Raw genomic sequence first — 26,338 nt, forward strand, 5'->3', positions numbered from 1 at the left:
TCCCGATCGCCCGGCGTGTCGTGGCGGTCATCTTGCACCATGACCGGCCGCGGGCGCGGGCGGACGCCTCGATCAGCCGCGGAAGCGGCGCCGGGCGCGCTGCGGGGCCTCCCCGATGAGGTGCTGGTGGGCCATCCGCCACACCGGGCACGGCCAGCGCCGCGCCCGCAGCCGCGGCGGGCAGGCGGGGCAGCGGCGGTCGGCGTCGGGCTCGTGCACGGTGAGCAGCAGCCGCCACCCGTCGACCAGCCTGCTGATCTCGCTGCGCGCCAGCGGCAGCAGCGTGCGCTCGTCGGCGCTGGCCGCCGCGGCGTCCAGCATCGCCAGCCGGTGCAGCACCGCCGCGCGCATGTCCTCCATCAGATGCGGTCCTCGGCGGCGCGGACGGCGGCCTCGCCGAGCAGCGCGGCCAGCGACCGCGACTGCTGGGCGGAGAGCACGGCGGAGGCCCCCGGCGGCGGCACCAGCACGACCTGGTCGTCCTCGACCAGCACGGTGACCGCCCGGTCACGGCCGAAGGGGTCGCGGCAACCGATGTTCCACCGAGGCTCCGTCACGCCTGGGATATCGGCGGGCGGGGCCGCGATCCGTAGCGGCAGCGGGGTGAATTCCCTCGTCAGCCGAACTTCTCACCCGTTGGGGGCGCAACGGGTGAGAAAGAAATCACGACCCCGGTGCGGCGCGGTGCGCCCGTTGTGCCTAAGCTATAGCTGGTGGCCCGCTCCCAGTGACCCCCAGGCTGGTCGAGCGGGCCACCCTCATGCCTAGGCCAGGGCGGACTCCAGCGGCGTGTGCTCGATCCCGTGGGCCTCGGCGACCGGCTGGTTGGTCAGCGCGCCCGCGTGGGTGTTGAGGCCGAGGGCGAGCGCCCGGTCGGCCTTCAGGGCGGCGTGCCAGCCCTTGTCGGCCAGGGCCACCGCGTACGGCAGGGTCACGTTGGTCAGCGCGAAGGTCGACGTGCGCGGCACCGCGCCCGGCATGTTCGCCACGCAGTAGAAGACCGAGTCGTGCACGCGGTAGGTCGGGTCGGCGTGCGTGGTGGCGTGCGAGTCCTCGAAGCAGCCGCCCTGGTCGATGGCGATGTCCACCAGCACCGAGCCCGGCTTCATCTGCGCCACCAGCGCGTTGCTGATCAGCTTGGGCGCCTTCGCGCCGGGCACCAGCACCGCGCCGATGACCAGGTCGGCCTCGCGGGCGGCCTGCTCGACGGCGTAGCGGTTGGAGGTGACGGTGCGGATGCGGCCGCCGAACTGGCCGTCGATCTGGCGCAGCCGGTCGACGTTGGTGTCGAGGACCTGCACGTCCGCGCCCATGCCCAGGGCGATCGTCGCGGCGTTGAGGCCCGCGACGCCGCCGCCGATCACCACGACCTTCGCGGGCAGCACGCCGGGCACGCCGCCGGGCAGCACGCCGCGGCCGCCGGAGGGGCGCATCAGCGCGAACGCGCCGACCTGCGGGGCGAGGCGGCCCGCGACCTCCGACATCGGCGCCAGCAGCGGCAGCGCGCCGGAGGCGGTCTGCACGGTCTCGTAGGCGATGGCGGTGGCGCCGGAGTCCATGAGCGCGCGGGTCAGCGGCTCGTCGGCGGCCAGGTGCAGGTAGGTGAAGAGGGTCTGCCCGGCGCGCAGCCGCGGGTACTCCTCGGCGATGGGCTCCTTGACCTTGAGCACGAGGTCGCCCTCGGCCCACACGTCGTCGGCGGTGGGCAGGATCTTCGCGCCCGCGGCCAGGTACTCCTCGTCGGCGATCGCCGAGCCCGCGCCCGCGTCGGCCTCCACCACGACCTCGTGGCCGCGGCTGGTCAGCTCGTGCGCGCCCGCGGGCGTGAGCGCCACGCGGTACTCGTGGTTCTTGATCTCGCGGGGAACGGCGATCTTCACCGGGCTCATCCTCTCTGCGCCAGACGGGTGTCTTCCACCACGGTCGCGCAGCGGGGAGTGACTGTCATCGTACGCCCGAAACGAGACATCGGCCCTTTGTTGGTGCCGACAGCACAGTCAACGCCACCGAAGGGTGACAAGTTGGACGAGGAGCGCCAGCCGCACGTCCGGGTCGCCCAGATCGGCCCCGACCAGCTCGGACACCTTCGCCATCCGGTATCGCAGGGTGTTCGGGTGGATGTTCAGGGCCGCGGCGGCCGCCCGCGGGTCGCCGGGGTGGCGCAGCCATTCGTAGAGGGTGTCGACCAGCCAGCCGTCGTCGGCGGCGCGCAGCCGGGCCAGCGGGCCGACCTCGGCGACCGGGCCTGCGGCGACGGCGGCGCGGTGCAGCACCAGCACCGCCCACACGTCGTCGTGCTCGGCGACCGGGCCGGGCACCAGCCCGGCGCGCAGCAGCGCCATCGCCTCGTCGGCCTCGCCGCGGGAGCGGGCCAGCTCGGCCACCTCGACCGGCGTCCCGGCCGCCACCAGCACCCCCTCCGGCAGCGCCGAGCGCAGCGCGGGCCAGCCCTCGGCGTCGGGGACGACGGCGTAGAGCAGGCCGTGCAGGTCGGCGACGGCGGGGCGGCGGCCGATGCCGTCGGTCAGCCGCTCCAGCAGGGCCAGCCGCCCGCCCTCGCCCGCGGGCACGTCCACCGCGACCACCCGGTGCGGCACGTCGGCCAGGTCGAGCTCGGCCGCGGCCAGCCGCCCGCTGCCGGTGCCCTCCAGCGCCGCCCTGACCAGCTCGGCGCTGCGCCTGCGCTCGGCGTCCTCGCGGGCCCTGCGGCGCAGCAGGTGCAGGGCGACCACCGGCGCGGCGTCGGCGAAGGCGGCCGAGCGCTCCTCCGGAACCGGGCCGGGCACCACCGCCCACATCGAGCCCAGCAGCTCCCCGCCCATCCGGATCGGCACGATCAGCCGGGGCAGCGTGCCGTCCTTCTGGGCCGGGACGAAGATCGTCGTGCGGCCCCGGCTGAGGTCGCGGAACACCCCGCGGGAGCGGAAGCGGGCCAGCACGTCGTCGGGCACCCGGCGGCCCATGATCGTCGACACGCGGGCGGGGTCGGTGCGGTCCTGGCGCGCGGAGTAGGCCAGCACGCGGGAGTTGGCGTCCTCGATGGTGACCGGGGCGTCGACCACCGCTGCGGCGGCGTCGGCCAGGCGGAACAGGTCGCCGAAGGCCGGGCCCGCGTCGGACTCGTCGGCGGCGGCGTCGAGCACCGAGCGCAGCAGCCACACCAGCTGCGCCCACGAGGTGCCGGTGTGCACCTCGACCAGCGCGACACCCGCCTTCTCGGCCGCGGCGCGCACCGAGGAGCGGGTGGCGTGCGGGGGCTTGAGCAGCACCGCGGCGGCGTCGGAGCTGGCCCGCACCAGCTCGATCGGGTCGGCGACCGAGACGCCGAGCACGATGTCCCCCGCCGCCACCGGCCTGCCCCGCTCGGCGATGACCACGTCGGCGACCTGGCGGTCCCCGGGCACGGCCAACCGCAGCAGCGTCGGCCCGACCCGGTCCACCACGCCCCGAACGCTGATCATCGATCCCCTTTCAGCCGATGGCGGCCGCGGTGATGGAGGCTACGTGGGCCTGACCGCGCGCGTTCGGGTGCACCGGCACCGACGGGGACGTCGGGATGATGCCCTCGACCCACTTGACGTGCGGGAGCTGGCAGACGTCGTGGCCGGTGGTGACGCCCGGGTTGACGAAGGTGGCGCCTGCTTGGGTGGCGTATCGCCCGATCGTGTCGTTCAGGAGGTCCTGGATGCCCGCGAAGTGCGGCACATCGCCGTACGCGATCGGGACGACGGGCCAGCAACCGCCGCGCGGGGGCAGGATGCGCAGGTAGCCGACGACGACGATGCGCGCCTCCGGCGACCGTTCCCGGATCTGGGCGACGACCTCGGCGATGCGGGGGCCGAGCGCGGCGATGCGCTGGTCGAGCTCGTCACCGAAGTGCGCCTTGCAGGGGGCGCCGAAGGGGTTGGTGACGCTGAGGCGCGAGCAGGTGGTGATGATCTCGCCGAACCCGACGTCGTTGCCGCCGATGGAGACGGTGACCAGGTCGGTGTCCCGGGTGAGGGCGTCGAACTGGGGCGGGTTGGGGCCGCCGAGGACGTCTTGCGGGCTGGTGAGGTCCGGGATCTGCGCGCCACCGCAGGAGACGTCGACGAACTGCTCCGGCTTGATGCGCGCGGCGACACCCGCCGGGTAGTTGTCAGCGGCGCGGGCGCAGCCGATGGGGTCGGTGCGGATGGCGGTGAGGGTGCCTACGGCGGCGAAGGAGTCGCCCAGGGCTACGTAGCGGTGGTAGGTGGGGGTGGCGGTGGCGGGGGCGGGGGTGAGGAGGGCGGTGATGAGCAGGGCGGGCAGGACAACCCGAGACATCCGCATGCGGCGACCTCACTGTCTACTTGTGGGTAGGTAGCCTGCTGATGTTGCTGTGTGTGCTGGGTCACTGTCAATCGGTGGTTTGGGGTGGGCGGATGGCGGTGGGGTGGCTTGGGTGGGGAGGGGGTGAGTGGGCGAGGAAGTGAATGAGAATGGGGGACGGGCTTGCTATCGTCCCTGGTCAACAAGTGTCGTCCCCGCACGCGCGGGGCTGGTCCCCGGTGGGTTGCGCCGCCGGTGTGGGGTTCGGTGTCGTCCCCGCACGCGCGGGGCTGGTCCCACCATCCCCGCGGAAGCGGTGGAGGCGCTGTCGTCGTCCCCGCACGCGCGGGGCTGGTCCCGTCAGCCAGTCCTGGGGGGCGGCGTCGGCGAGGTCGTCCCCGCACGCGCGGGGCTGGTCCGACCAGCCGCGAGCCGTACGACTCCAAGGGCCAGTCGTCCCTGCACGCGCGGGGCTGGTCCCGCCGTGGTGTGCTTGTGGACCTGGACCGGGTGGTCGTCCCCGCACGCGCGGGGCTGGTCCTGTTAGTGCGATGGGCGAGGCGTTCAAGGTTGCGTCGTCCCCGCATGTGCGGGGGTGTTCGGCTGCGGCGGTGGGGCGTGGAGAGGGTGTTGTGGGGCGTGGGTTAGCCGAAGAGGGCGGTTGCCAGGGTGATCGCGGCGGTTACGGCCATGCCGCGGGCGTTGGGGTGGATGGGGGCGGCGGGGGACGCGGGGTGGAGGGGTTCGACCCAGCGGGTTGTGGGGGGTGCGCAGGCGTGGTGGGGGGTGGAGGCGGGGTAGGGGTTGGCGAAGAGGGTGTGGGTTTGGCGCGCTGCCTGCGCCAGGGTGCGGTTGAGGAGTTGTTGGGTTTCGTTGAAGTACGGGGTGTCGCCTGCGGCGAAGGGGACGGCGGGCCAGCAGCCTGGGCCGTCGGGGAGGATGCGGAGGTAGCCGACCAGGACGACCTTCGCGTGCGGGGCTCGGTGGTGGATTTCGGTGAGGACGCGGGTCACCTCGGTGGCCGTTGACCTGATGCGGGCGGCCAGGACGTCTTCGCCGCCTGCGGTGTAGTGGGCCTTGCAGGGGGAGCCGAGGGGGTCTCGGGCAGCCAGCTGGCCGCAGGTGGCGAGGATTTCGCCGAAGCCGATGTCGTTGCCGCCGATCGACACCGTCACCAGCGTCGCGCGGGAGGTCACCGCGTCGAGCTGGGGCGGGGCGGTTCCGCCGGAGACGGGCTGCGGGGCGAACAGGTCCCTGGTCGTCGCGCCGCCGCAGCTGACGTCGGTGAAGGTCGTCGCGTTGATCCAGCGGGCGAGGAACGACGGGTAGTTGTGCGAGGAGCGGCCGCACGGGCCGGTCTGCACCGGGATGCCGGGGCCGGAGGCGTAGGAGTCGCCGAGGGCGACGTAGTGGCGGGCGGGGGCGGCCGCGGCCGGGGTCGCGGCCAGGGCCAGCAGCAGGGCCAGCAGGACTGCGCGCACGGTCGCCTCCACTCAGGACGCCAGGATCCACTCCGGGACGGGCAGGTCGCGGTTGACGCACTCCTCCGACAGCCGCAGCGTCCAGCGCAGGGCCTGGGCGACGAGCAGGGCCATCTCCTCGGGGTCGGCGCTGGAGAGGGCGATCTCGATCTGCGCGGCCGCGGCGTCGGTGTCGCCGTGGACCTCGGCGAGCAGGGTGCGCACCGCCGTGCGGACCGGCGGGTCGGCCTCGTCGATGGGGACCTCGCGGCCCTCGTCGTCGAAGACCTGCATCTTCACCGGCGCGCTGCCGCCGGAGCCCAGGGCGGAGACCATCGAGCTGCACTCGCTGAACAGCAGCAGCATCAGCTCGCGGGCGTCGGTGTGGCTGTTGGGCGCGGCGTCGACCGCGTCGGCGACCGCGTCCAGCGCGCCGTCGTCGTGGCCAGCGCGCATGGCCGACAGCGCCGTCGACGCCGCGGCGATCAGCCGCGCCCTGCGCCGCGGGTCCGGGTCGCGTTCGGGCTCCACATCACCATCCTGCAATATGCCGCGCCCGCGCGGGGAGATCGGCGCCGGGTGAATCGCTCACTTGGCCGCGGCCACCACGTCGTCGAAGCCCGCGGGCTCGCCGAAGGCCGGGCCCTCGCCGGTGGTCGCGCCCAGCTCGGCCCACCAGCGCGCCTCCGCGGCGTCGCGCACGCCCTGCACCCCGACCGAGACGCCCAGCCCGGTCAGCGCGGCCACCACCGCCCGCACCGCGGTCACCGGCACGCTGCCCGCGGGCAGCCAGTCCGGCCGCCAGCCGTCGAACGGGTCGGCCAGCACCACCGCGCGCACCCCGAAGCGCTCGACCGCGGCGATCTCCCGCGGGCCGCCTGCGAAGCCGTGCAGCGCGGTGGCCACGCCGATGTCGGTCAGCGTGCGCAGGTTGTCCTGCGCCGGGCCGAGCACGGCCGCGGTGTCCAGCCCGACCTCCAGCAGCCCCGGGGCCAGGCCGGACTCGGCGACGGCCCGGTTGACCCAGGCGGCCAGGTTGTCGTCGGCCGATTGCAGCGCGGTCAGCAGCACCCGGTGCACCGGCTGGCCCGCGCCCGCCGCCTGCCCGAACAGCCGCAGGCACACCGGCAGCCGCGAGCCCGCGTCGGCCAGCAGCCACGGCCCCAGCGCCGCCGACAGCCCGGTCAGCTCGGCCAGCTCCGGCACCTCCGGCAGCCCTGCCACCCGGCGCGCGACCGGGGCGTGCGGGAGGGCGCGGGTGCGGATCACCTGCTGGTCGGCGAGCCGGGCGACCGGGGCGTAGGCCACCACCAGCTCGCCGTTCTCCCATGCGCCGGGCAGCCCGGTAGCGGCCTCGCCGACCAGGCGGTCGCGCTTGTCCAGGCGCTCGTCGTGCTCGGCCCACTGCCGCGCCCCGGCGGCCTTGGCCCGGCTCAGCGCCGACTCCGCCGCCCGGAACAGCTCCACCGCCGACATCCGGCCGGGCCCGGCCCGCACGACGCCGACGCACGCGCCCACCGCGATGCCCGCGTCCCCGTGGTACTCCGGCTCGGCCAGTTCGAGCTGCACCGCCTCGACCAGCTCGGCGGGGGCCGGGGTGGCCGCGCGGTCGATGACCAGCACGGCGAACTCGTCGCCGCCGATGCGGGCGACCACGGCGTCCTCGTCGGCGAAGACCCGCTGCAGCCGCTCGGCGACCACGCGCAGCATCCGGTCGCCGACGGCGTGCCCGTGGGTCGTGTTGACCACGCCGAAGGCGTCGAGGTCCAGGCACAGCAGGGTCAGCGTCGCCGCGGGCGGGCAGCCGCCGTGCACGGCCTCCAGCCGCGAGGTGAACAGGCTGCGGTTGGCCAGGCCGGTCAGCGAGTCGTGCAGCAGCTGGTGGCTGAGCCTGCCCTGCAGCAGCTCCTGCTCGCTGAGGTCCTGCACCATCGCCACCTGGAAGGCGGGCACGCCCGCGTCGCGCACCACCGACGTCGCCAGGTACACCCACGCGGTCTCGCCGTTGGCGCGCACCAGCCGCCGCCGGTCGGGGCGGCGGTCGAGCAGGCCCACCAGCGGCGGCTGCTCGGCCTCGTCCTCGGCGGTGAGGAACTCCTCCAGGCAGCGCCCGGGCAGCTCGTCGCGGTGCAGGCCCAGGATCTCCGCCAGCGCCGGGTTGGCCTCCACCACCCGCCCCTGCGGATCGGCGATCGCAATGCCGATGGCCGCGGTGGCGAACACCTCGCGGAAGCGGTTCTCGCTGGTCCTGCGGTCGCGCTCGGCGCGCTGCTTGGCCGTCAGCAGCGCCAGCTTCATGTTCTCCTGCTGGTCCAGCGTGCGGCGGCGCAGCGCGTCGGAGTAGCCGCAGGACAGCGCCGCGCACAGCCGGGCCACCCGCTCGCCGGACGCGCCCGCGCCCAGCATCTCCTCCACCAGCAGCGACACGCTGCGCTGGAGGGTGTCCTCGCCGGTCAGGCCGTACTCGACCAGCGCGGCGCCGACGGCGGCGCCCGCGCCGGGGTCGAGCTCGGGCGCGGAGATCGCGTCGTTGAGCACGTCGAGCTGGTCGTTGAGGAACGCGGCGATCTCCTCGGCGGCGCGCGGGACGTACACCGTGCGCGCGATCACCCGCAACCAAGCCCGGACCCGCTGCTCGCGCGCCCGGCCGGCGTCGGGCTCAGCGCTTGCGGCCGACACCGGCGTAGATCCCCGCGCTCCCCGGGTCCGACCCGTCGTCGAGGCCGGGGTCCGGCCGCCACCGCGCGGTCGGGACGATGCCCGGCTCGGCGAGCTCGTAGCCGTCGAACAGGGCGGTGATCTCGGCGTGCGAGCGCGGGTACATCGGGTCGCGGCTGCTCTTCATCACCTCCACGATGCGGGCCATCTCATCCGGCATCAAGTCGGCGGTGAACTGGGAGAAGGCCATCATGCTGCCGGGCACGCATGCGTCCCGGTAGGTGGCGACGATGCCCGCGGGGTCGCGCTCGGGCGGCACGAAGTGGAACACCCCGACCATCAGCAGGCCGACCGGGCGGTCGAAGTCGATCAGGCTGCGGGTCTCGGGGTGCTCCAGGATCGTCCGCGGCCGGGTGAGGTCGGCCTGCACGATCGTGGCCAGCGGGTTGTCCGAGAGCATCAGCGTGGAGTGGGCGTAGGCGACTTCCTCGTAGTCGATGTACACCACCCGCGACGACGGCTGCGCGCCCTGGGCGATCTCGTGCACGTTGCCGACGGTCGGGATACCCGAGCCCAGGTCGAGGAACTGGTCGATGCCCTGCTCGACCATGTGCAGCACCGCGCGGCGCAGGAAGGACCGGTTGTGCCGGGCGATCTCGCGGGCGTTGGGCTGGGCCTTGAGGAACCGGTGCGCGAGCTCGCGGTCGTGGGCGAAGTTGTGCCCGCCGCCGAGGAGGTAGTCGTAGAGCCGGGCCGCGCTGGGCCTCTCCAGGTCGATGCCGTTGGGTACCCAACCGGGTAGTTCGCTCACCGCGCGCACCCGCTCCATCCTCGTGCCGGTCCGTGACGGACAGGCTACTCACCCGGCTGGGGAATCCGACACCGATGGGGTCGCCGCCGGGGCGTCGGCGAGCGCGGCCAGGGCCATGCGGGTGAGCAGGTCGGCCATCTGGCCCCGGTCGAGGTGCCTGCTGTGCGGGGTGGAGTTGATCAGCCCGAACACCGCGTGCGCCGCGGCGCGGGCGCTGGGCTCGCTGAGGCCGGGGACGGCGGCCTGGATCACCTCGACCCACAGCTCGACGTAGCGGCGCTGCAACGCGCGCACCCTGCGCCGGTCGGGGTCGGTGAGGTTGCCCAGGTTGCGCTCCTGCACGGTGATCAGCGCGGGGTTGTCCAGGGCGAAGTCGACGTGGAAGCGCACCAGCTCGGCCAGCGGCTCGGGGTGGTCGACGCGGTTCTGCCCGCCTGCCAGCAGCACCTCGGAGATCGCGGTGAGCATCTCGCCGAGCATCGCGTCCTTGGACCGGAAGTGGCGGTAGAGGGCCGGGCCGGAGATGCCGACCGCCGAGCCGATGTCGTCGATGCCCACCCCGTGGAACCCGTGCCGGGCGAACAGCTCGGCCGCGGCGGCCAGGATCTGCTCGCGGCGGCTGGGCGGCTTGGCGTCGGCGGTGGTGGACACGCGGTCATCGTATGGCAGCCAGGTTAGCGACGGCTAACAGAGGCGTTTGTTGATCATTTGTCACACTCTGGCAATTGTTGATCGGTTACCGACGAGTTCCGTATCCGCTTTGTAGCTGGTAGTGATGGCATGTCGGGATATTCCAGCTCCTCCCGAGGTCGGAGGTAGTCCATGCGCGTCCCTCGTCTTCTGGCCGCGACCCTGCTCGCGGTCGGCACCCTGCTCGCCCTCGCCCTGCCAGCCCAAGCCGCCCCCCTCGCCGCGGGCAAGTACGTCGCCCTCGGCGACTCCTACTCCTCCGGGCTGGGCGCGGGCTCCTACAGCGGCGGTAGCTGCAAGCGCTCCGCCTACGCCTACCCGCAGCTGTGGGCCAACGCCCTGCAACCGTCCGCGTTCTCCTTCGCCGCCTGCTCCGGCGCGGAGACCGCGAACGTGCTCAACAGCCAGATCAGCGCGGTCACCGCGGACACCGCGCTGGTCACGGTGTCCATCGGCGGCAACGACGCCGGGTTCGCCGACGTCATGGTCGACTGCAACCTCGGCTCGGATTCCAACTGCGTCAACCGCAACGCCCAGGCCCGCGAGTTCGCCCGCACCACCCTGCCGGGCAGGCTCGACGCGGTGTACTCGGCGATCCGCAGCCGGGCGCCGTCCGCGCGGGTGATCGTCGTGGGTTACCCGCGGATCTACCAGCTCTCCGGGTCCTGCTCGATCGGGCTCAGTGAGACCAAGCGGACGGCGATCAACCAGTCCTCGGATGTACTCCATCAGGTGATTTCCGAGCGGGCCGCCGCGCACGGCTTCACCTTCCTCAGCGGCCAGTCGGCGTTCGCCGGGCATGAGATCTGCGCGTCCGGCGCCCGCTGGCTCAACAGCGTGACCTGGCCGATCGAGGAGAGCTACCACCCGAACCGGGCGGGCCAGAGCGGCGGCTACTACGCCGCGTTGCGCGCCATCACCGGATAGGGCCACCCGCGAGGGCAGGCCGGGGGCCGCTCCCAGTGCCGGGGAGCGGCCCCCGGCTCGTTGCGGGGTGGGGTTAGCGAGCGCTAACATCGACTCGGTTGTTAACGGTTGCTAACCCCCGCGAGGAGTGCGATGGACGCCCCCGTCCTGCGCGGCGCCGCCGACCCGGCGGGCGACGACGGCCAGCGCTACGCCAAGGAGCACGCCGAGCTGGTGGGCGACCTGCGCGCCCGGCTGGCCGACACCGCGCTCGGCGGGCCGGAGAAGGCCAGGCAGCGGCACGTCGCGCGGGGCAAGCTGCTGCCCCGCGACCGGGTGGACGCCCTGCTCGACCCCGGGTCGCCGTTCCTGGAGCTCTCGCCGCTGGCGGCCACCGGCATGTACGACGGCGACGCCCCGGCCGCGGGGATCATCACCGGCGTCGGCCGCGTCTCCGGGCGCGAGTGCGTCGTGGTCGCCAACGACGCGACCGTCAAGGGCGGCACCTACTACCCGATGACGGTCAAGAAGCACCTGCGCGCCCAAGAAGTGGCGCTGCAGAACCATCTGCCCTGCATCTACCTGGTCGACTCCGGCGGGGCGTTCCTGCCCCGCCAGGACGAGGTCTTCCCCGACCGCGAGCACTTCGGCCGGATCTTCTACAACCAGGCCACCATGTCGGGCCGGGGCATCCCGCAGATCGCCGCCGTGCTCGGCTCGTGCACCGCAGGCGGGGCCTACGTCCCGGCGATGAGCGACGAGGCCGTCATCGTCCGCGAGCAGGGCACGATCTTCCTCGGCGGGCCGCCGCTGGTGAAGGCCGCCACCGGCGAGGTCGTCACCGCCGAGGAGCTGGGCGGCGGCGACGTGCACTCCCGCGTCTCCGGGGTCACCGACCACCTGGCCGACGACGACGCCCACGCCCTGCGCATCGTCCGCTCCATCGTCTCGACCCTGGGCCCGCGCGCCCCGCGCCCGTGGGAGGTCGCGCCGGTCGAGGACCCCGCGGTCGACCCGGGCACGCTCTACAACGTCGTCCCCACCGACCCGCGCACCCCCTACGACGTCCGCGAGGTCATCGCGCGCGTGGTCGACGGCAGCCGCTTCCGCGAGTTCAAGAAGGAGTACGGCACCACGCTGGTCACCGGGTTCGCCCGCATCCACGGCCACCCGGTGGGCGTCATCGCCAACAACGGCGTGCTCTTCGGCGAGTCCGCCCTCAAGGGCGCGCACTTCATCGAGCTGTGCGACCAGCGCTCCATCCCGCTGGTGTTCCTGCAGAACATCACCGGCTTCATGGTCGGCCGCGACTACGAGGCGGGCGGCATCGCCAAGCACGGCGCGAAGATGGTCACCGCGGTCGCGTGCGCGCGGGTGCCGAAGTTCACCGTCGTCATCGGCGGCTCCTTCGGTGCGGGCAACTACTCCATGTGCGGTCGGGCGTACTCGCCCCGGTTCCTGTGGATGTGGCCCAACGCCCGCATCTCGGTGATGGGCGGCGAGCAGGCCGCGTCGGTGCTGGCGACCGTGCGCCGCGACCAGCTCGGCGACGCCTGGTCCGCCGAGGACGAGGAGGCGTTCAAGGCGCCGATCCGCGAGCAGTACGAGACGCAGGGCAACCCGTACTACTCGACCGCGCGCCTGTGGGACGACGGCGTGATCGACCCGGCCGACACCCGCCAGGTGCTCGGCCTGGCGCTCTCGGCCGCGGCGAACGCGCCCCTGGACCCTGTCGGCTACGGCGTCTTCCGGATGTGAGCATGTTCTCCAGCGTTCTGATCGCCAACCGCGGCGAGATCGCCGTCCGCGTCATCGCCACGCTGCGCCGCATGGGCATCCGCTCGGTCGCGGTCTTCAGCGACGCCGACGCGGGCGCCCGGCACGTGCGCGAGGCCGACACCGCCGTGCGCATCGGCCCCGCCGCGGCCCGCGAGAGCTACCTCGACATCGATCGGGTGGTCGCCGCCGCCCTGGAGACCGGCGCGCAGGCCGTGCACCCCGGGTACGGCTTCCTCGCCGAGAACGCCGCCTTCGCCCAGGCGTGCGCGCGCGCCGGGCTGGTGTTCATCGGCCCGCCGGTCGGCGCGATCGAGGCGATGGGCGACAAGATCCGGGCCAAGCAGACCGTGATGGCCGCGGGCGTGCCGGTCGTCCCGGGCCGCACCGAGGCCGGGATGGGCGACGACGACCTGGTCGAGGCCGCCGCCGAGATCGGCTTCCCGGTGCTGCTCAAGCCCTCGGCGGGCGGCGGCGGCAAGGGCATGCGGCTGGTCGCGGACGCGGCCGAGCTGCGCCCGGCCATCGAGTCGGCCCGGCGCGAGGCGCGCGGCTCCTTCGGCGACGACACCCTGCTCATCGAGCGCTTCGTGGCCCGCCCCCGGCACATCGAGATCCAGGTGCTCGCCGACGCCCACGGCGCCGCGGTGCACCTGGGCGAGCGCGAGTGCAGCCTGCAGCGCAGGCACCAGAAGATCATCGAGGAGGCGCCGTCGCCGCTGCTGGACGCCGCCACCCGCGAGCGCATGGGCGCGGCGGCCGTCGACGCGGCGCGGGCGGTCGACTACACCGGCGCGGGCACCGTGGAGTTCATCGTCTCCGCCGACCGGCCCGACGAGTTCTTCTTCATGGAGATGAACACCCGGCTGCAGGTCGAGCACCCGGTCACCGAGCTGGTCACCGGGCTGGACCTGGTCGAGCAGCAGCTCCGGGTGGCCGCGGGCGAGCCGCTGGGCTTCGGCCAGGCCGACGTGGCGCTGACCGGGCACGCCGTGGAGGCCCGGGTGTACGCCGAGGACCCGGCGGCCGGGTTCCTGCCGACCGGCGGGCGCGTGCTGGACCTGCGCCTGCCCGCCGCGCCCTGGGCCAGGGTGGACTCCGGCCTGGCCGTCGGCACGGCCGTCGGCTCCGACTACGACCCCATGCTGGCCAAGGTGATCGCCTGGGGCGACGACCGGGCCCAGGCGCTGGACCGGCTGTCGCTGGCCCTGGCCCAGACCGCCGTGCTCGGCGTGCGGACGAACGTGGAGTTCCTGCGCGGGCTGCTGGACCACCCCGACGTGCGCGCCGGGCGGCTGGACACCCAGCTCGTCGAGCGCGAGCTGGCCGGGCTGACCGCCGCGGCCGGGGTCCCCGACGAGGTCTTCGCCGCCGCGGCGCTCGACGAGCTGATCGGGCTGGCCCCGGCCGGGCCCGTGTTCGACCCGTGGGACGTGCCCTCGGGCTGGCGGCTGGGCCGGGCCGCGGGCGTGCCGTTCCGGCTGACCTGCGGCGACCGCGACGTCACCGTGGTGGTCGACCCGAGCGAGGGCACCGTGCGCGTCGGCGACGCCGACCCGGTGCCCGCCTCGGCGACCCGGGTCGACGGCGGCCTGCTGCTGCGCTTCGGCGACCGCGAGCTGCGCTACGCGCGGGCGCTCGACGGCGGGACGCTGTGGCTGGCCGCGGACGGGCACGCCTGGGCGGTGGCCGAGCACTCGCTGCTGGAGGGCGCGGCGGGGGCCGCGGGCGCGGGCGGGCCGATCACCAGCCCGATGCCGGGCACCGTGCTGGTGGTGAAGGTCGCCGTCGGCGAGGCGGTGACCGCGGGCCAGGCGCTGCTCGTCGTCGAGGCCATGAAGATGGAGCACACCATCACCGCAACCGCGGACGGTGTGGTCTCCGAACTGAGCGTGCGCCCCGGCCAGCAGGTCGGGCTGAACCAGACCCTTGCCGTGGTGACCCCACCGGAGGACCAGCCATGATCGACACCCGTCTGAGCGAGGAGCACGAGGCGCTCCGCAAGACCGTCCAGGAGTTCGCCCGCGACGAGGTAGCGCCGGTCATCGGCGAGTTCTACGAGCGCGGCGAGTTCCCGTACGGGATCGTGGCCAAGATGGGCGCGATGGGCCTGTTCGGGCTGCCGATCGCCGAGGAGTACGGCGGCATGGGCGGGGACTACTTCGCGCTGTGCCTGGCCCTGGAGGAGCTGGCCAGAGTCGACTCCTCGGTGGCGATCACCCTGGAGGCGGGGGTGTCGCTGGGCGCGATGCCGCTCTACCGCTTCGGCAGCGAGGAGCAGAAGCGGCGCTGGCTGCCCGCCGTCGCCGCGGGGGAGAAGCTGGCCGCCTTCGGCCTGACCGAGCCCGGCGGCGGCTCCGACGCGGGCGCCACCCGCACCACCGCCCGCCGCGAGGGCGACGAGTGGGTCATCAACGGCTCCAAGGCGTTCATCACCAACTCCGGCACCGACATCACCTCCCACGTCGTCGTCACCGCGGTGACCGGCGTGCGGGAGGACGGCCGCAAGGAGATCTCGGCGATCCTGGTGCCCTCGGGCACGCCCGGGTTCACCGTGTCCAAGAAGTACAGCAAGGTCGGCTGGAGCGCGTCGGACACCCGCGAGCTGAGCTTCACCGACGTGCGCGTCCCGGTGGACAACCTCGTCGGCGAGCTGGGCCGCGGCTACGCGCAGTTCCTGTCCACATTGGACGAAGGTCGGGTCGCCATCGCCGCGCTGTCGGTGGGCCTGGCCCAGGGCTGCGTGGACGAGAGCGTGCGCTACGCCGGTGAGCGCGAGGCGTTCGGCAAGCGCATCGGCACCTACCAGGCCATCCAGTTCAAGATCGCCGAGATGGAGGCTCGCGCCCACACCGCCCGCCTGGCCTACTACGCCGCCGCGGCGAAGATGCTGCGCGGCGAGCGGTTCAAGAAGGAGGCCGCCATCGCCAAGCTGGTCGCCTCCAACGCCGCGATGGACAACGCCCGCGACGCCACCCAGGTCTTCGGCGGCTACGGCTTCATGAACGAGTTCCCGGTCGGCCGCTTCTACCGCGACGCCAAGATCCTGGAGATCGGCGAGGGCACCAGCGAGGTCCAGAAGATGCTGATCGCCCGCGAGCTGGGCCTGCCAGCGTAATGATCCGACCGCCCGCGCCGATCAGCTCCGCGAGAGGTCGGCGGACGGCGGGGTAGTCGGGTGGACGGTGACGGCGGGCGGCGCGCGCTGGTCGTGGGCACGGCCGCCTACGCGGACCCGGCCCTGGGCAGGCTGCGCGCCCCCGCGCAGGACGCCGCCGCCGTCGCGGCCGTGCTGGGCGACCCGGCCGTCGGCGGGTTCGCCGTCGACCAGGTGCTCGACCAGCCCGACCACGAGCTGCGGGTCGCGGTCGAGTCGTTCCTGGTCGACGCGGCGGTCGAGGACACCGTCGTGCTCTACCTGTCCTGCCACGGGCTGCTGGACGTGCGCGGGCGGCTGTACTTCGCCGCGTCGAACACCCGCAAGCGCTTGCTGGCCTCCACCGCGGTGGAGGCAGGCTGGCTGGTCGACCGGCTGGACGAGTGCCCGGCCCGCAGGCAGGTGCTGATCCTCGACTGCTGCTTCAGCGGCGCGTTCTCCGCCTCGGCCAAGGGCGCCCCGGAGATCGACCTGGAGCGGCGGATGCTCGGCGGCGGGCGGGGCCGCGCGGTGCTGACGGCCTCGCGGGCGGGGGAGTACAGCTTCGAGGGCAGGCCGCTGGCCGGGCCGCACCAGTCGGTGTTCACCGCGGCCCTGGTCGACGGCTTGCGCACGGGCGCGGCCGACGTCGCCCGGACGGGCGTGGTCACCGTCGAGGACGCCTTCGACCACGCCGCCGCGTGGATGCTGGCCCGGCGCGCCGAGCAGACGCCGCAGCGCTGGCTGTACGGGGGCGAGGGCAAGATCGTCCTGGCCCGCAACCCCCGCGGCCGCGCGGTGGTCCCGGCGGCGATCCCGGAGGCCCTGCGGGTCGGCCTGGAGAGCCCGTACCCGGACCTGCGCCTGGCGGCCGCCCGCACCCTCGGCAGCTGGCTGACCTCCGCCGACGACGGCGAACGCCTGACCGCCCGGCAGACCTTGACCGCCGTCGCCGACCAGGACATCCCCAAGGTCGCCGCAGCCGCCCGCGAACTGCTCGACGCGCACCCGTCGCCCCCGCCGACGACGGGTGGCGCGGTGGTCCTGCCCCGGCCTGTCGCGCGCGAGGCGGCCACCCCCGTGCCGGAGCGGGAGCAGGCATGGCAGCAGGCAGCGGCCATCCAGCTGCCCGATGCGGCGGACATCGCCGCGTTCGCCCTGTGCCCGAGGGGCCGGTTCCTGGCCATCGGCGGCCCGGAGTCGCCTACCCGGCTCTACGACCGCGACGCGGGGGCGTTCGTGCGCCGCGGGCGCGTGGTGCCGGTGGCCTCGGCGCTGACCTTCAGCCCCGGCGGGACGCTGCTCGCCGCGGGCGACGCCGCAGGGAAGGTGACCATCTGCGAGGTGGCGACGGGCCGGGCGCTGCGCACCTTCAAGACCGGGCGCGGGGCGGTGGCGGACCTGGCGTACAACCCGCGCGGCACGCTGCTCGGCGCGGCCTGCGCCGCGGGCTACCGGGTGTGGGAGGCGGGCACGGGCGCGGACATCCTGGTCGCGGGCCGCTCCAGCAGCGCCGCGCTGCAGGCCATCGCGTTCAGCCCGGACGGGCGGTGGATGGCGAAGGCGGGCACGGGCGTCGAGCTGACCGAGATCGCGGGCAGGCGCACCGCGCCGCGGTGGGGCGGCCGGGTGGCGGGGCTGGCGTTCAGCCCGGACAGCACCCTGCTGGCCGCAGCCGGGGACGGCGGCGTCCTGCTCTGGCCGGTGGCGCACCCGTCCGGCGACGAGCTGAGCGGCCTCCTCGGGGACGAGCGGGCGGTGGCCTTCTCCCCGGACGGCGCGCTGCTGGCCGTCGGGTCGGCCGACGGCGCGATCCGGGTGTGGGAGGTGCCCGGGTGGAAGCCCGCGGGTGTGCTCGACGGGCACGTCGGCGCGGTGAGCCGGGTGGCGTTCGACCTCTCCGGCAACCTCGTCTCCGCCGCCGATGGCGACTCGCGGGTGCTGGTCTGGCGGGCGCCCGACTAGGGCATCCGGCCCACCGCGGCGTAGGCCAGGCTGGCGGTCGGCTCCACGTCGTCGGCGGCCTCCGGGCGCCACTGGCTGGTCCAGACCACTCCGGGCGGGAGCAGGTCGAGGCCGTCGAGCAGGGCGGTGACCTCGGCCTTGGTGCGGGCGTAGCCCGGCATCCCCCGGTTGTTGTACATCTGCCGCGCCGTCCCCACGCCGGTCTGGGCGTCCTCGGTGGCGTGCGAGACGGCGATGATCCCGCCGGGGACCATCGCGGCGCGGTAGGGGGCCAGGGCGGCTTCGGCGTCCTCGATGAAGTGCAGGACCGCGACGGCCAGCACCGCGACCGGCTCGCTGAAGTCGATCAGCTCGGCCGCGGCGTCCAGGACCCGGCCCGCGTCGCGGATATCCGCGGCCACGATGTCGGCCAGCGGGTAGTCGGCGAGCACGTCGCGGCTGTGGGCGACGGCGATGGCGTCGTGGTCGACGTAGACCACCCGGGCGCCGGGGGCGACCTCGTGGGTGTTGCCGACGGTGGGGATGCCCGAGCCCAGGTCGAGAAACTGGTTGACGCCCAGGTCGAGCGCCACGCGGACGGCTCTGCGCAGGAAGTCGCGGTTGATCCGCGCGGCCAGCGGCACGCCCGGCATGGCGGCGATGACCTGTTCGGCGAACGCCCGGTCGGCGGCGAAGTTGCACGCGCCGCCGAGCAGGTAGTCGTAGATGCGCGCCGGGTGCGGCTGGTCGGTGTCCGGTTGCCCCATGCCCGCGATTGTCCAGGGTAGGGGTCCGGGTGCGCTGCGCTACCCTGCGCCGACGACTGCGAGGGGATGTGCTCGATGCTCTACCTGGGTGGCCTCGTCGGCGTGCTCGCGCTGGCCCTGTGGCTGTTCTGCCTGGTGGACGTGATCACCACCGGGGACGGCGACGCCCGGAACCTGCCCAAGCCCGCCTGGCTGCTGATCGTGCTGCTCTTCCCGCTCGTCGGCTCGTTCGCCTGGCTGGTGGCGGGCAAGCCCGCGCGGGCGGCCCGGCCGCGGGCGAGCGCCTTCCCCGAGTACGACCGGCCGGGCCGCCTCGCCGCCAGCGACCCCCGCGCCGACGAGGAGTTCCTGCGCCGCTGCCGCGAGCGCGCCGAGGAGCAGCGCCGCAAGGCCCGGGAGCAGTAGGCCGGTGGGCGGCAGCCGCCCACCGGCCGAAGAGGACTGTCACATGTGGATGGCCGGGCCCGCGCTCTTGAGCTCGGCAGGCACGCCCGAGCGCAGGACCAGCAGGGCGAGCAGGCCGCCGAGGGCGAAGGTGCCCGCCGACCAGGTGAACGCCGCGCTGTAGCCGGCGAGGGTCGCCGCCACCTGGCTCTGGCCCTCCAGCATCGCCGCGGTGACCGCGTTGGCCGCGACCGTGCTGAACAGCGCCGTGCCGATCGAGCCGCCGACCTGCTGGATGGCGTTGACCGCGGCCGACGCCGCGCCCGAGTCCTGCGGGGCGACGCCCGCGATGGCCACGTTCATGCCCGAGGCCATCGTCAGGCCGATGCCCAGGCCCGCGACCAGCAGGCCGGGCAGCACGCCGGAGGCGTAGGTGCTGGTCTCGTCGAGCAGCGCCAGGTACCCGGTGCCCAGCGCGGCCACGACCATGCCGACCGGGATCATCACGCGCGGGCCGACGCGCGGCAGCAGGACCGTGGTCGCCGTGGTGGCCGACAGCATCAGCGTGCCGATCATCGGCAGGAACGCGAACCCGCTCTGCACCGGGCCGAACCGCAGGTTCTGCTGCATGTAGAAGGTGAGGAACAGGAAGATCACGAACATGCCCGCGACCAGCAGGAACATCGCCACGAACGCGCCGCCGCGGTTGCGGTTGGCCAGGATGCGCAGCGGCAGCAGCGGGTGGCTGACCCGGGTCTGGGAGTACCCGAAGGCCGCCAGCAGGACCACGCCCGCGGCCAGGAAGCCCAGCGTGCTGGCCGCGTCCCAGCCGTCCTGCTCGGCGTTGGCCAGGCCGTAGACCAGGGCGAACATGCCCGCGGTCGCGGTGGTCACGCCGATGAGGTCCAGCTTCGGGCGCTCGGTGGCCCCGCCCTTGCTCAGCAGGCCGATGCCGCCGACGAAGGCGACGCCCGCGAAGACCAGGTTGATGTACATGCACCAGCGCCAGTCGAGGTACTCGGTCAGCACGCCGCCGAGCAGCAGGCCGATCGCGCCGCCCGCCCCGGAGATCGCGCCGAAGATCCCGAACGCCTTGCCCCGCTCGGCCGGGTCGGTGAACGTGGTGGCCAGCAGCGACAGCGCCGCCGGGGCCAGCAGCGCCGCGAAGACGCCCTGCCCGACGCGCGCGGCGACCAGCACCTCGAAGTTCGCCGCCGCCCCGCCGACCGCCGAGGCGACCGCGAAGCCGACGACGCCCGCGAGGAAGGCCATCCGCCGCCCGAAGAGGTCGGCGATGCGGCCGCCGATGAGCAGCAGGCTGCCGAAGCTGAGCGCGTAGCCGGTGATCAGCCACTGCCGCTGCGAGTCGCCGAAGCCCAGGTCGAGCTGGGCGCTGGGCAGCGCGATGTTCACCACGGTGGCGTCGAGCACCACCATGACCTGCGCCAGCGCGATGACGGCGAGCACGAGCCAGCGCCTGCTGCTCGGCTGCTCGGTGGTGGGTGGTGGCGTCGCCACCACATCGGACAGAGTCACGTGTCCCCCAGGAAGCCGTCTGTGGATTCCAGAGCAAGCTACCAAGGAAGTGGAGAACGTGTCTCCGGATTTCTGGTAAGCTGCCCACGTGACCTCGGACACGCCCCTGCGCGCCGACGCCCGCCGCAACCGGGCGCGCATCGTCGCGGCCGCCCGCGAGGTGTACGCGACGCGGGGGATCGACGTGACGCTGGACGAGGTCGCCCGCGCCGCGGGGGTGGGGGTCGGGACGGTCTACCGCCGATTCTCCTCGAAGGAATCCCTGCTGGAAGCGGTGTTCGACGACGTGGTGTCCGAAGTGAACGCCCTGATCGACGCCGCGGCGGCCGAACCGGACGCCTGGACCGGCCTGGCCGGCCTGCTCACCGCGCTCGCCGAGCGCCAGGCCGCCGACCGCGGGCTCTTCCAGATCTGCTACCGCATCGAACTCGGCCACGCCGCCCGCATCGGCGAGCACTTCATGCCCGCCGTGGACTCCCTCGTCGCCCGAGCCCAGGCCCAGGGCACCCTGCGCCCCGACATCACCGGCGCGGACCTCGGTCCGCTCATGTCCGCCCTCGGCGCCATCTTCGACCTGACCCGCCCCATCGCCCCCGACCTCTGGCGCCGCTACTTCACCCTCCTGCTCGACGGCCTCCGCACCGGCGCCCCAACCCCCCTACCAGGCGCCTCCCCCCACTACGACGACCTCCGCAAGGCGATGGGCGAACGCCCCTGCTGATCACCCCAGCCGATCCACCACGGCCTCGGCCAGCCGATCGGCGGTGCCACAGGCCTCACTGCGCATGCTGGTCACCTCAACCCCAGCGCTATCCGACAAACCGACCACGACGACGCACCAGTTCTCGATGGCGGTCTCGGTAACCTGCACCCGCGCGGCAGGCTGTCCCCCGATGACCAGCGGTTCCACAAACCGCGGCAGCGCCCCACGATCCAACCCGTAGGCGTAGGCCAGCCGATCGGTCCGGGAGAACACCTGAACCTGCGCCTCGCCGCGACCCTCCAGCGAACAGGTCGGATTCTCCGGAACCACCGCACCCGAACTGGACACCCGCAGCCCCAACGCCTCCAACACCCCGGCCGGCACCAGACCGCACACCGTATCCACCGAGCTGTAGGCCGAAACATCCAGAGCGCGCTCGATGGGCGGCCGCACATCCGGAGCTGGCTCAACCGCCCCCGACCGCCCCCCGGAACAACCCGCGGCGATCCCGAGGAGGGCCACCACCAGCAACCGCTTCACAAGGCACCACTTAACCCTGCGCTTGATGTCGCTGTCCCGCCCCTCCTGCTCCTCAACCGTCCGTTTCCGCTCGCTCTCCACCTTCGCCTCGAACCCCGTGGGCGAGGTGGCGAGTGGTCTCGTTGCCCGCGATCAGGTGGTTGTTCGCGACATCGGCGGCGTCGTTGCCGTCGATCAGGTACGCGCCGGTCACGTCGGCCAGTTCCACGAAGGCGCCGAGGGAGGACTTCAGCGGCGCTTTAGGGTCGAAGTCGAGCACAGCGCCGAGGACCTTCGTACCGACCGCGAGGGCGAGCTTGTCGTCGCGCTTCTCCTGGTTGCTGATTTCCCGCAGCGCCGCTGCCTCGGTCTCCCGGCACAGCAGCAGGTGGCTGGTGCGGGCGTGGATGGCGAGGGCGTAGAAACCGCCGACGATGAGGTGGACCTTGTCGACCTCATCAGCCATCCGGTCGAGGTGGGAGCGGACGTTCTCGATCTTGCCGACGAGGGCGGCCTTCGCGTCGCCGTGCCAGCCGTCGAGGCGGGATTCGGCTTTGGCCAGCTCTTCGCGGGCGCCCTCGCCTTGGGCCAGTTGGGAGGACAGGGTGCGCATCCGCTCGAACTCCTCCGCGATGCGGGCGGGGTCGAGGCTGGTGATGGCCGTGACGTGATCGAGGCGGGCGTTGACTCCAGATGGCCAGCGAGGTGGTCGGTGACTCCGCCGTGCGCGGTGTGCGCCGTCGTGCTCGCTCCGCCCGGCTGGCCGCCGAACCCCTCGTGCGCCATCAGCACGCCCATCGGGGCGCGGATGTGTTCGGAGGCAGCGAGCCAGGTGCACGCTCGCCGCCTCCTGCGCCTCATCGAGCTGAACCGTGAACCCGCCTGCCATCGTCCCCCTCTTGATCGCCCCGCGGCAGCATACCGATCAAGAGTGCACTCAGTGCACGGCGTGGCACAGACCGTGAGAGGTGTGCGCGTGGCTGTTAACGCGCTTCTTGTGCCGTCATTTCGGCGGAATCTCCTGTTACAGCGTCACTTCAGCTCGGACGATGACTTCCCCAGCAACCGTCGCGCCACGATCAACTGTTGGATCTGTTGCGTGCCTTCGAAGATGTCCAGAATCTTCGAGTCCCGTGCCCACTTCTCCAGCAGCGACCCCTCGCCATACCCCACCGAGCCCGCCAGTTCCACGCACCGCAAAGTGATGTCGCTGCCGGAGCGGCCCGCCTTGGCTTTGGCCATCGATGCCTGCAGGGAGTTCGGCTTGCGGTTGTCGGCCATCCACGCGGCCTCAAGGGCCAGCAGGTAGGCGGCTTCCCAATCCGCCTCCAACTGCAGGAAGGTCGCCGAAGCCGCGGATTGCGTGAAGGCGGGGCGGTCGTAGTCGATCACCACGCCTGCTTCCTCCAACAAGCGGCGGGTTTCCTCCAAGGCCGCCCGGGCGACGCCGATGGCCATGGCGGCGACCAGGGGGCGGGTGTTGTCGAAGGTCTGCATGACGCCCGCGAAGCCCTGCTCGGTGTTGATCTCCGGGCTGCCCAGCAGGTTGTCCTTGTGCACGCGCACGTTGTCCAGGCGGAAGTGCGCGGTGTCGGAGGCGCGGATGCCGAGCTTGTGCTCCAGCCGCACCAGCTCGAAGCCCGGCGTGTCGCGGTCGACGACGAAGCTCTTGATCGCGGCCTTGCCCAGCGAGCGGTCCAAAGTGGCCCAGACGACCACGCAGTCGGCGCGTTCGCCCGAGGTGACGAAGATCTTCTCGCCGTTGAGCACGTAGTAGTCGCCGTCGCGGACCGCGGTGGTGCGGATGGCGCCGGAGTCGGAGCCGGTGTCGGGCTCGGTGATGGCCATCGCGGCCCACTTGCCCTCGTAGCGCTTGAGCTGCTCGTCGTTGGCCACCGAGGCGATCGCGGCGTTGCCGAGGCCCTGGCGCGGCATCGACAGCAGCAGGCCGACGTCGCCCCAGCACATCTCGATGGTGCCCAGCAGCAGTTGCAGGTTGCTGCCGTTGCGGTTGCCGCCGGACTTGCCGTCCGCGCCGCTGCGCCGCACTCCGCCCGCCCCGGCGCCGCCGCCCGCGGCCGACAGGCCGTCGAGCAGGGCGGCCAGCATGTCCAGCTCCTTCGGGTAGGTGTGCTCGGCCTGGTCGTACTTGCGCGAGTTGGGGCGGAAGAACTCCGCGGCGGCCTGGTGGGCCTGGTCGACCAGCTGCGCGAACTTCTTCGGGACCTCAAGGTTGATCATCGTCGTCTCCTTCCGCCCCCTAGACGAGGACGATCCCCTCGACCAGGCCGACCGCGCGCAGGTCGCGGTACCAGCGCTCCACCGGGTGCTCCTTGACGAAACCGTGCCCGCCCAGCAGCTGCACGCCGTCGTTGCCGATCTGCATGCCCTTCTCCGCGCACAGCCGCCGCGCCAGGCCCGCCTCCCGGGCGTAGGGCTTGCCCTGCTCGGCCCGGCTGGCCGCGCGGTAGGTGAGCAGCCGCATGCCCTCCAGCTCGATGCCGATGTCGGCGACCTTGAACGCCACGCCCTGCCGGTGGCTGACCGGCTCGCCGAAGGCCACGCGCTCGTTGACGTACGGGATCACGTAGTCCAGCACCGCCTTCGCCGTGCCCACCGCCAGCGCGCACCAGGCGATCCGCGACAGCCGGACGCACTCGGCGTAGACCTCGGCCGCGCCCCCGCCCAGCAGCGCCGACTCCGGCACGCGCACCTGGTCCAGGTGCAGCCTGCCCATCCCGGCCGCGCGCAGGCCCATCGCGGGCTCGGACTCGACGGACACGCCCGCGCTGCCGGACTCGACGATGAACAGCGCCGGTCCGCGGCCGTCGAGCTCGGCGGCCACCACGAACAGCTCGGCCTGCGCCGCCCGCGGCACCAGCGACTTCACCCCGTCGAGCACGAAGCCGCCGCCCGCGCGGTGGGCCTTGGTCCGCAGGGCGAACGGGTCGAACAGCGGGCGCGGCTCCTGCACGGCCAGGGCCGCGGCGGGCACGTCGTCGCCGACGAAGGCGGGCAGGTAGGTCGCCTGCTGGGTCTCGTCGCCCCAGAGGACCAGCGCCGTGCTGACCGCCGAGGGGGCCAGCAGCGCCACGGCCAGGCCCATGTCGCCGTGCGCGAGCGCCTCGGCGACCAGCACCCCGGTCACCGCGGAGCGCTCGGTGCCCAGCCCGCCCAGCGACTCGGGCACCCCGACCAGCGTCACCCCCAGCTCGGTGACCGCGGTCAGCAGCTCGGCGGGGGTCGCGCACGCGGCGTCGGCGGCCGCGGCGGCTGGGCGCACCTGCTCGGCGGCGAACTCGGCCACCGTCTCGACGATCATCTTCTGCTCGTCGTCGGGGGTGATGTCGAACAGGCCGCGCTCCTGGGCCGCGGGCAGCCGGGCGGGCTTGGCCAGCTTCTGCACCGCGGCGAACTGCCGGGTGGCCGCTCCGACGGCGGTGAACCCGGTGCGGGTGGCGGTGTAGACGCCCCTCTCCACCGGCTTGCGGAGGTTGAGCCGGTCGAGCACGGGAGCGCTCGCCAGCTTGTTCAACACCGCGAGCGCGGCGCCCATCGCGTCCCGCCGCGGCTTGGGTTTGGTGCCCGACATGGGTGCTCCCACCTCGATCGATCGCTTCCGACTCCGGCGTAACCTACTCCAGAGTAGCAATCGGGCTCAACCCGCTGCGCCGGGCGGGACGACGTTGAGCAGCGGGGCGCCCGCGATGTAGCGGTCGAGGTTGTCGGCGAAGAGGCGGACCAGCTCGTCCCGCCACCCCTTGATGTCCCCGGCCATGTGCGGGGAGATCACCACGTCGGGCAGGTCCCACAGCGGCGACGAGGCCGGCAGCGGCTCGTCGGCGAAGACGTTGAGCGCCGCGCCCGCCAGCGCGCCCGCGTCCAGGGCATCGATCAGGTCCGGCAGCACGATGAGCCCGCCGCGGCTGATGTTGACCAGCCGCGCGGTCGGCTTCATCGCCCGCAGCGCGTGCTCGTCGATCATCCCGGCGGTCTGCGGGGTCAGCGGGGTGGCCAGGATCACGTAGTCCGCGGCGGCCAGCGCCGCGCGCATGTCCGCCTGCGCGACGACCTCGCCGAGGTCGGGGTCGTGCGCGCGGGCGGCGCGGCCGACCGCCGCGACGGTCATCCCGACGGCCCGCAACTTGCGCCCGATCGCCCGCCCGATCGGGCCGGATCCGACCACGAGGGCGTGCGCGCCCGCCAGCCGCTCGGTCTCCCGGTGCGCCCACACCCGGCGCTGCTGGAGCCGCAGGGTGGCGGGCAGGTCCTTGGCGAAGGCCAGGACCAGGCTGAGCACGTACTCGGCCATCGGCTCGTCGAAGACGCCCCGCGCGCTGGTGACGGTGACGCCCGCGGCCTGCAGGCGCGGCACCGGCAGGTGCCGGGCGGAGGCGCCCGCCGCGTGGGCCCAGCGCAGGGCGGTGGCGGCGGGCAGCGCCTCGGCCAGCCCACCGGCCCGGCTGTCCCAGACGAAGAGCACGTCGGCGCCCGGGAGGGTGGCGCTGAGCAGGGGGCCGGTGCTGAAGCGGAGGGCGGCGCGCCGCTCCACCTCCGCCATGCGCGGTGGCCGGTCCGTTCCGTGCAGGACGACGACGACAGGTCGCCCGCTGCTGTCCATGTGGGGATTCCCCTGTTCGGGTGGCGTTGGGCAGGGCGGCGTCCGCCGCCACGCTAAGAATGGTGAACCGGCACTGTCAACGCGGCACAAATCGCCGCGGCGAACGGGCGAGCGGCGACGGCCGATCGGGCGAA

The 26,338-nt window shown here is 73.5% G+C and carries 24 protein-coding genes and 1 CRISPR repeat array; of the genes, 7 read left to right on the forward strand and 17 right to left on the reverse strand.

Going from position 1 to position 26,338, the window contains the following annotated elements:
* Positions 1–72: 72 nt before the first annotated feature.
* The 10 genes from ACWEPX_RS17575 to ACWEPX_RS17620 all read right to left on the reverse strand — a co-directional run bounded on the left by ACWEPX_RS17575 (position 73) and on the right by ACWEPX_RS17620 (position 9,873).
* Complete coding sequence (locus ACWEPX_RS17575; RefSeq protein WP_451898226.1) at positions 73–360, reverse strand: hypothetical protein; 288 nt, start codon at positions 358–360, stop codon at positions 73–75.
* A complete protein-coding gene (locus tag ACWEPX_RS17580; RefSeq protein ID WP_451898227.1) occupies positions 360–557 on the reverse strand; it encodes a hypothetical protein in 198 nt (65 codons plus the stop codon). Before ACWEPX_RS17580 ends, ACWEPX_RS17575 begins: the two co-directional genes overlap by 1 nt.
* Before the next feature lie 207 nt (positions 558–764).
* Complete coding sequence (gene ald, locus ACWEPX_RS17585) at positions 765–1,880, reverse strand: alanine dehydrogenase (RefSeq protein WP_451898228.1); 1,116 nt, start codon at positions 1,878–1,880, stop codon at positions 765–767.
* Between the two features lie 117 nt (positions 1,881–1,997).
* Entirely contained in the window at positions 1,998–3,461 is a 1,464-nt protein-coding gene (locus tag ACWEPX_RS17590; protein WP_451898229.1) for a PucR family transcriptional regulator, read from the reverse strand.
* A 10-nt stretch (positions 3,462–3,471) separates the two neighbouring features.
* Entirely contained in the window at positions 3,472–4,308 is an 837-nt protein-coding gene (locus ACWEPX_RS17595; protein ID WP_451898230.1) for an SGNH/GDSL hydrolase family protein, read from the reverse strand.
* 193 nt (positions 4,309–4,501) lie between these two features.
* Positions 4,502–4,895: a CRISPR direct-repeat array (repeat unit 28 nt; unit sequence GTCGTCCCCGCACGCGCGGGGCTGGTCC).
* A gap of 42 nt (positions 4,896–4,937) precedes the next feature.
* Entirely contained in the window at positions 4,938–5,774 is an 837-nt protein-coding gene (locus tag ACWEPX_RS17600) for an SGNH/GDSL hydrolase family protein (protein WP_451898231.1), read from the reverse strand.
* A gap of 12 nt (positions 5,775–5,786) precedes the next feature.
* On the reverse strand, positions 5,787–6,284 hold the full coding sequence (locus ACWEPX_RS17605; RefSeq protein ID WP_451898232.1) for a hypothetical protein: 498 nt from the start codon (positions 6,282–6,284) through the stop codon (positions 5,787–5,789).
* Between the two features lie 57 nt (positions 6,285–6,341).
* Complete coding sequence (locus ACWEPX_RS17610) at positions 6,342–8,432, reverse strand: diguanylate cyclase domain-containing protein (RefSeq protein WP_451898233.1); 2,091 nt, start codon at positions 8,430–8,432, stop codon at positions 6,342–6,344.
* Positions 8,413–9,222 carry an SAM-dependent methyltransferase gene (locus tag ACWEPX_RS17615; protein WP_451898234.1) on the reverse strand — a complete coding sequence of 270 codons (810 nt, stop codon included), beginning with the start codon at positions 9,220–9,222 and terminating at the stop codon, positions 8,413–8,415. The genes ACWEPX_RS17610 and ACWEPX_RS17615 overlap by 20 nt, the downstream gene beginning before the upstream one ends.
* 48 nt (positions 9,223–9,270) lie before the next feature.
* Positions 9,271–9,873, reverse strand: coding sequence for an SACE_7040 family transcriptional regulator (locus ACWEPX_RS17620; RefSeq protein WP_451898235.1), 603 nt, complete (start codon positions 9,871–9,873; stop codon positions 9,271–9,273).
* A gap of 171 nt (positions 9,874–10,044) precedes the next feature.
* Between ACWEPX_RS17620 and ACWEPX_RS17625 the strand changes: the two genes are divergently transcribed.
* From ACWEPX_RS17625 to ACWEPX_RS17645, 5 genes are all read left to right on the forward strand, one after another.
* Complete coding sequence (locus ACWEPX_RS17625; RefSeq protein WP_451898236.1) at positions 10,045–10,839, forward strand: SGNH/GDSL hydrolase family protein; 795 nt, start codon at positions 10,045–10,047, stop codon at positions 10,837–10,839.
* 132 nt (positions 10,840–10,971) lie between these two features.
* A complete protein-coding gene (locus ACWEPX_RS17630) occupies positions 10,972–12,576 on the forward strand; it encodes a carboxyl transferase domain-containing protein (RefSeq protein WP_451898237.1) in 1,605 nt (534 codons plus the stop codon).
* 2 nt (positions 12,577–12,578) lie between these two features.
* A complete protein-coding gene (locus tag ACWEPX_RS17635; RefSeq protein WP_451898238.1) occupies positions 12,579–14,558 on the forward strand; it encodes an acetyl/propionyl/methylcrotonyl-CoA carboxylase subunit alpha in 1,980 nt (659 codons plus the stop codon).
* Positions 14,555–15,712 carry an acyl-CoA dehydrogenase family protein gene (locus tag ACWEPX_RS17640; RefSeq protein WP_451898239.1) on the forward strand — a complete coding sequence of 386 codons (1,158 nt, stop codon included), beginning with the start codon at positions 14,555–14,557 and terminating at the stop codon, positions 15,710–15,712. Before ACWEPX_RS17635 ends, ACWEPX_RS17640 begins: the two co-directional genes overlap by 4 nt.
* Before the next feature lie 60 nt (positions 15,713–15,772).
* A complete protein-coding gene (locus ACWEPX_RS17645; RefSeq protein ID WP_451898240.1) occupies positions 15,773–17,695 on the forward strand; it encodes a caspase, EACC1-associated type in 1,923 nt (640 codons plus the stop codon).
* On the opposite strand, the gene ACWEPX_RS17650 is transcribed toward ACWEPX_RS17645, so the two are convergent.
* The gene (locus tag ACWEPX_RS17650; protein WP_451898241.1) at positions 17,692–18,441 is read right to left on the reverse strand and encodes an SAM-dependent methyltransferase; all 750 of its coding nucleotides are present in this window, start codon (positions 18,439–18,441) and stop codon (positions 17,692–17,694) included. The two genes, ACWEPX_RS17645 and ACWEPX_RS17650, sit on opposite strands and share 4 nt — an antisense overlap.
* Before the next feature lie 75 nt (positions 18,442–18,516).
* On the opposite strand from ACWEPX_RS17650, the gene ACWEPX_RS17655 reads away from it, so the two are divergent.
* Entirely contained in the window at positions 18,517–18,846 is a 330-nt protein-coding gene (locus ACWEPX_RS17655) for a PLD nuclease N-terminal domain-containing protein (protein WP_451898242.1), read from the forward strand.
* A gap of 39 nt (positions 18,847–18,885) precedes the next feature.
* Here the strand turns inward: ACWEPX_RS17655 and ACWEPX_RS17660 are convergent, their stop codons facing one another.
* Positions 18,886–20,361, reverse strand: a complete 1,476-nt coding sequence (locus ACWEPX_RS17660; protein ID WP_451898243.1) for an MFS transporter — start codon at positions 20,359–20,361, stop codon at positions 18,886–18,888.
* Between the two features lie 88 nt (positions 20,362–20,449).
* On the opposite strand from ACWEPX_RS17660, the gene ACWEPX_RS17665 reads away from it, so the two are divergent.
* Positions 20,450–21,082, forward strand: coding sequence for a TetR/AcrR family transcriptional regulator (locus ACWEPX_RS17665; protein ID WP_451898244.1), 633 nt, complete (start codon positions 20,450–20,452; stop codon positions 21,080–21,082).
* Here the strand turns inward: ACWEPX_RS17665 and ACWEPX_RS17670 are convergent, their stop codons facing one another.
* The 5 genes from ACWEPX_RS17670 to ACWEPX_RS17690 all read right to left on the reverse strand — a co-directional run bounded on the left by ACWEPX_RS17670 (position 21,083) and on the right by ACWEPX_RS17690 (position 26,204).
* Positions 21,083–21,685: a DUF3558 family protein gene (locus ACWEPX_RS17670; protein WP_451898245.1), complete on the reverse strand. Its 603-nt coding sequence runs from the start codon at positions 21,683–21,685 to the stop codon at positions 21,083–21,085.
* Positions 21,657–22,196, reverse strand: coding sequence for a hypothetical protein (locus ACWEPX_RS17675; RefSeq protein WP_451898246.1), 540 nt, complete (start codon positions 22,194–22,196; stop codon positions 21,657–21,659). Before ACWEPX_RS17675 ends, ACWEPX_RS17670 begins: the two co-directional genes overlap by 29 nt.
* Positions 22,197–22,615: 419 nt before the next feature.
* Positions 22,616–23,824 (reverse strand): acyl-CoA dehydrogenase family protein, encoded by a 1,209-nt coding sequence (locus ACWEPX_RS17680; RefSeq protein WP_451898247.1) that lies wholly within the window; start codon positions 23,822–23,824, stop codon positions 22,616–22,618.
* A gap of 19 nt (positions 23,825–23,843) precedes the next feature.
* Complete coding sequence (locus ACWEPX_RS17685) at positions 23,844–25,139, reverse strand: acyl-CoA dehydrogenase family protein (RefSeq protein WP_451898330.1); 1,296 nt, start codon at positions 25,137–25,139, stop codon at positions 23,844–23,846.
* Positions 25,140–25,241: 102 nt separating this feature from the next.
* A complete protein-coding gene (locus ACWEPX_RS17690; protein WP_451898248.1) occupies positions 25,242–26,204 on the reverse strand; it encodes a D-2-hydroxyacid dehydrogenase in 963 nt (320 codons plus the stop codon).
* Between the last annotated feature and the right edge of the window lie 134 nt (positions 26,205–26,338).

It is taken from the genome of Actinokineospora sp. NPDC004072 (assembly GCF_053604195.1).

What these genes read in the sequence shown, in the direction of transcription:
- ACWEPX_RS17650 (WP_451898241.1), bottom strand. Translation starts at nt 18,441, where the DNA reads ATGGGGCAACCGGACACCGACCAGCCGCACCCGGCGCGCATCTACGAC.
- ACWEPX_RS17680 (WP_451898247.1), bottom strand. Translation starts at nt 23,824, where the DNA reads ATGATCAACCTTGAGGTCCCGAAGAAGTTCGCGCAGCTGGTCGACCAG.
- ACWEPX_RS17630 (WP_451898237.1), top strand. Translation starts at nt 10,972, where the DNA reads ATGGACGCCCCCGTCCTGCGCGGCGCCGCCGACCCGGCGGGCGACGAC.
- ACWEPX_RS17635 (WP_451898238.1), top strand. Translation starts at nt 12,579, where the DNA reads ATGTTCTCCAGCGTTCTGATCGCCAACCGCGGCGAGATCGCCGTCCGC.
- ACWEPX_RS17690 (WP_451898248.1), bottom strand. Translation starts at nt 26,204, where the DNA reads ATGGACAGCAGCGGGCGACCTGTCGTCGTCGTCCTGCACGGAACGGAC.
- ACWEPX_RS17685 (WP_451898330.1), bottom strand. Translation starts at nt 25,139, where the DNA reads ATGGGCGCCGCGCTCGCGGTGTTGAACAAGCTGGCGAGCGCTCCCGTG.
- ACWEPX_RS17575 (WP_451898226.1), bottom strand. Translation starts at nt 360, where the DNA reads ATGGAGGACATGCGCGCGGCGGTGCTGCACCGGCTGGCGATGCTGGAC.
- ACWEPX_RS17590 (WP_451898229.1), bottom strand. Translation starts at nt 3,461, where the DNA reads ATGATCAGCGTTCGGGGCGTGGTGGACCGGGTCGGGCCGACGCTGCTG.
- ACWEPX_RS17625 (WP_451898236.1), top strand. Translation starts at nt 10,045, where the DNA reads ATGCGCGTCCCTCGTCTTCTGGCCGCGACCCTGCTCGCGGTCGGCACC.
- ACWEPX_RS17675 (WP_451898246.1), bottom strand. Translation starts at nt 22,196, where the DNA reads ATGCGCACCCTGTCCTCCCAACTGGCCCAAGGCGAGGGCGCCCGCGAA.
- ACWEPX_RS17595 (WP_451898230.1), bottom strand. Translation starts at nt 4,308, where the DNA reads ATGTCTCGGGTTGTCCTGCCCGCCCTGCTCATCACCGCCCTCCTCACC.
- ACWEPX_RS17640 (WP_451898239.1), top strand. Translation starts at nt 14,555, where the DNA reads ATGATCGACACCCGTCTGAGCGAGGAGCACGAGGCGCTCCGCAAGACC.
- ACWEPX_RS17655 (WP_451898242.1), top strand. Translation starts at nt 18,517, where the DNA reads ATGCTCTACCTGGGTGGCCTCGTCGGCGTGCTCGCGCTGGCCCTGTGG.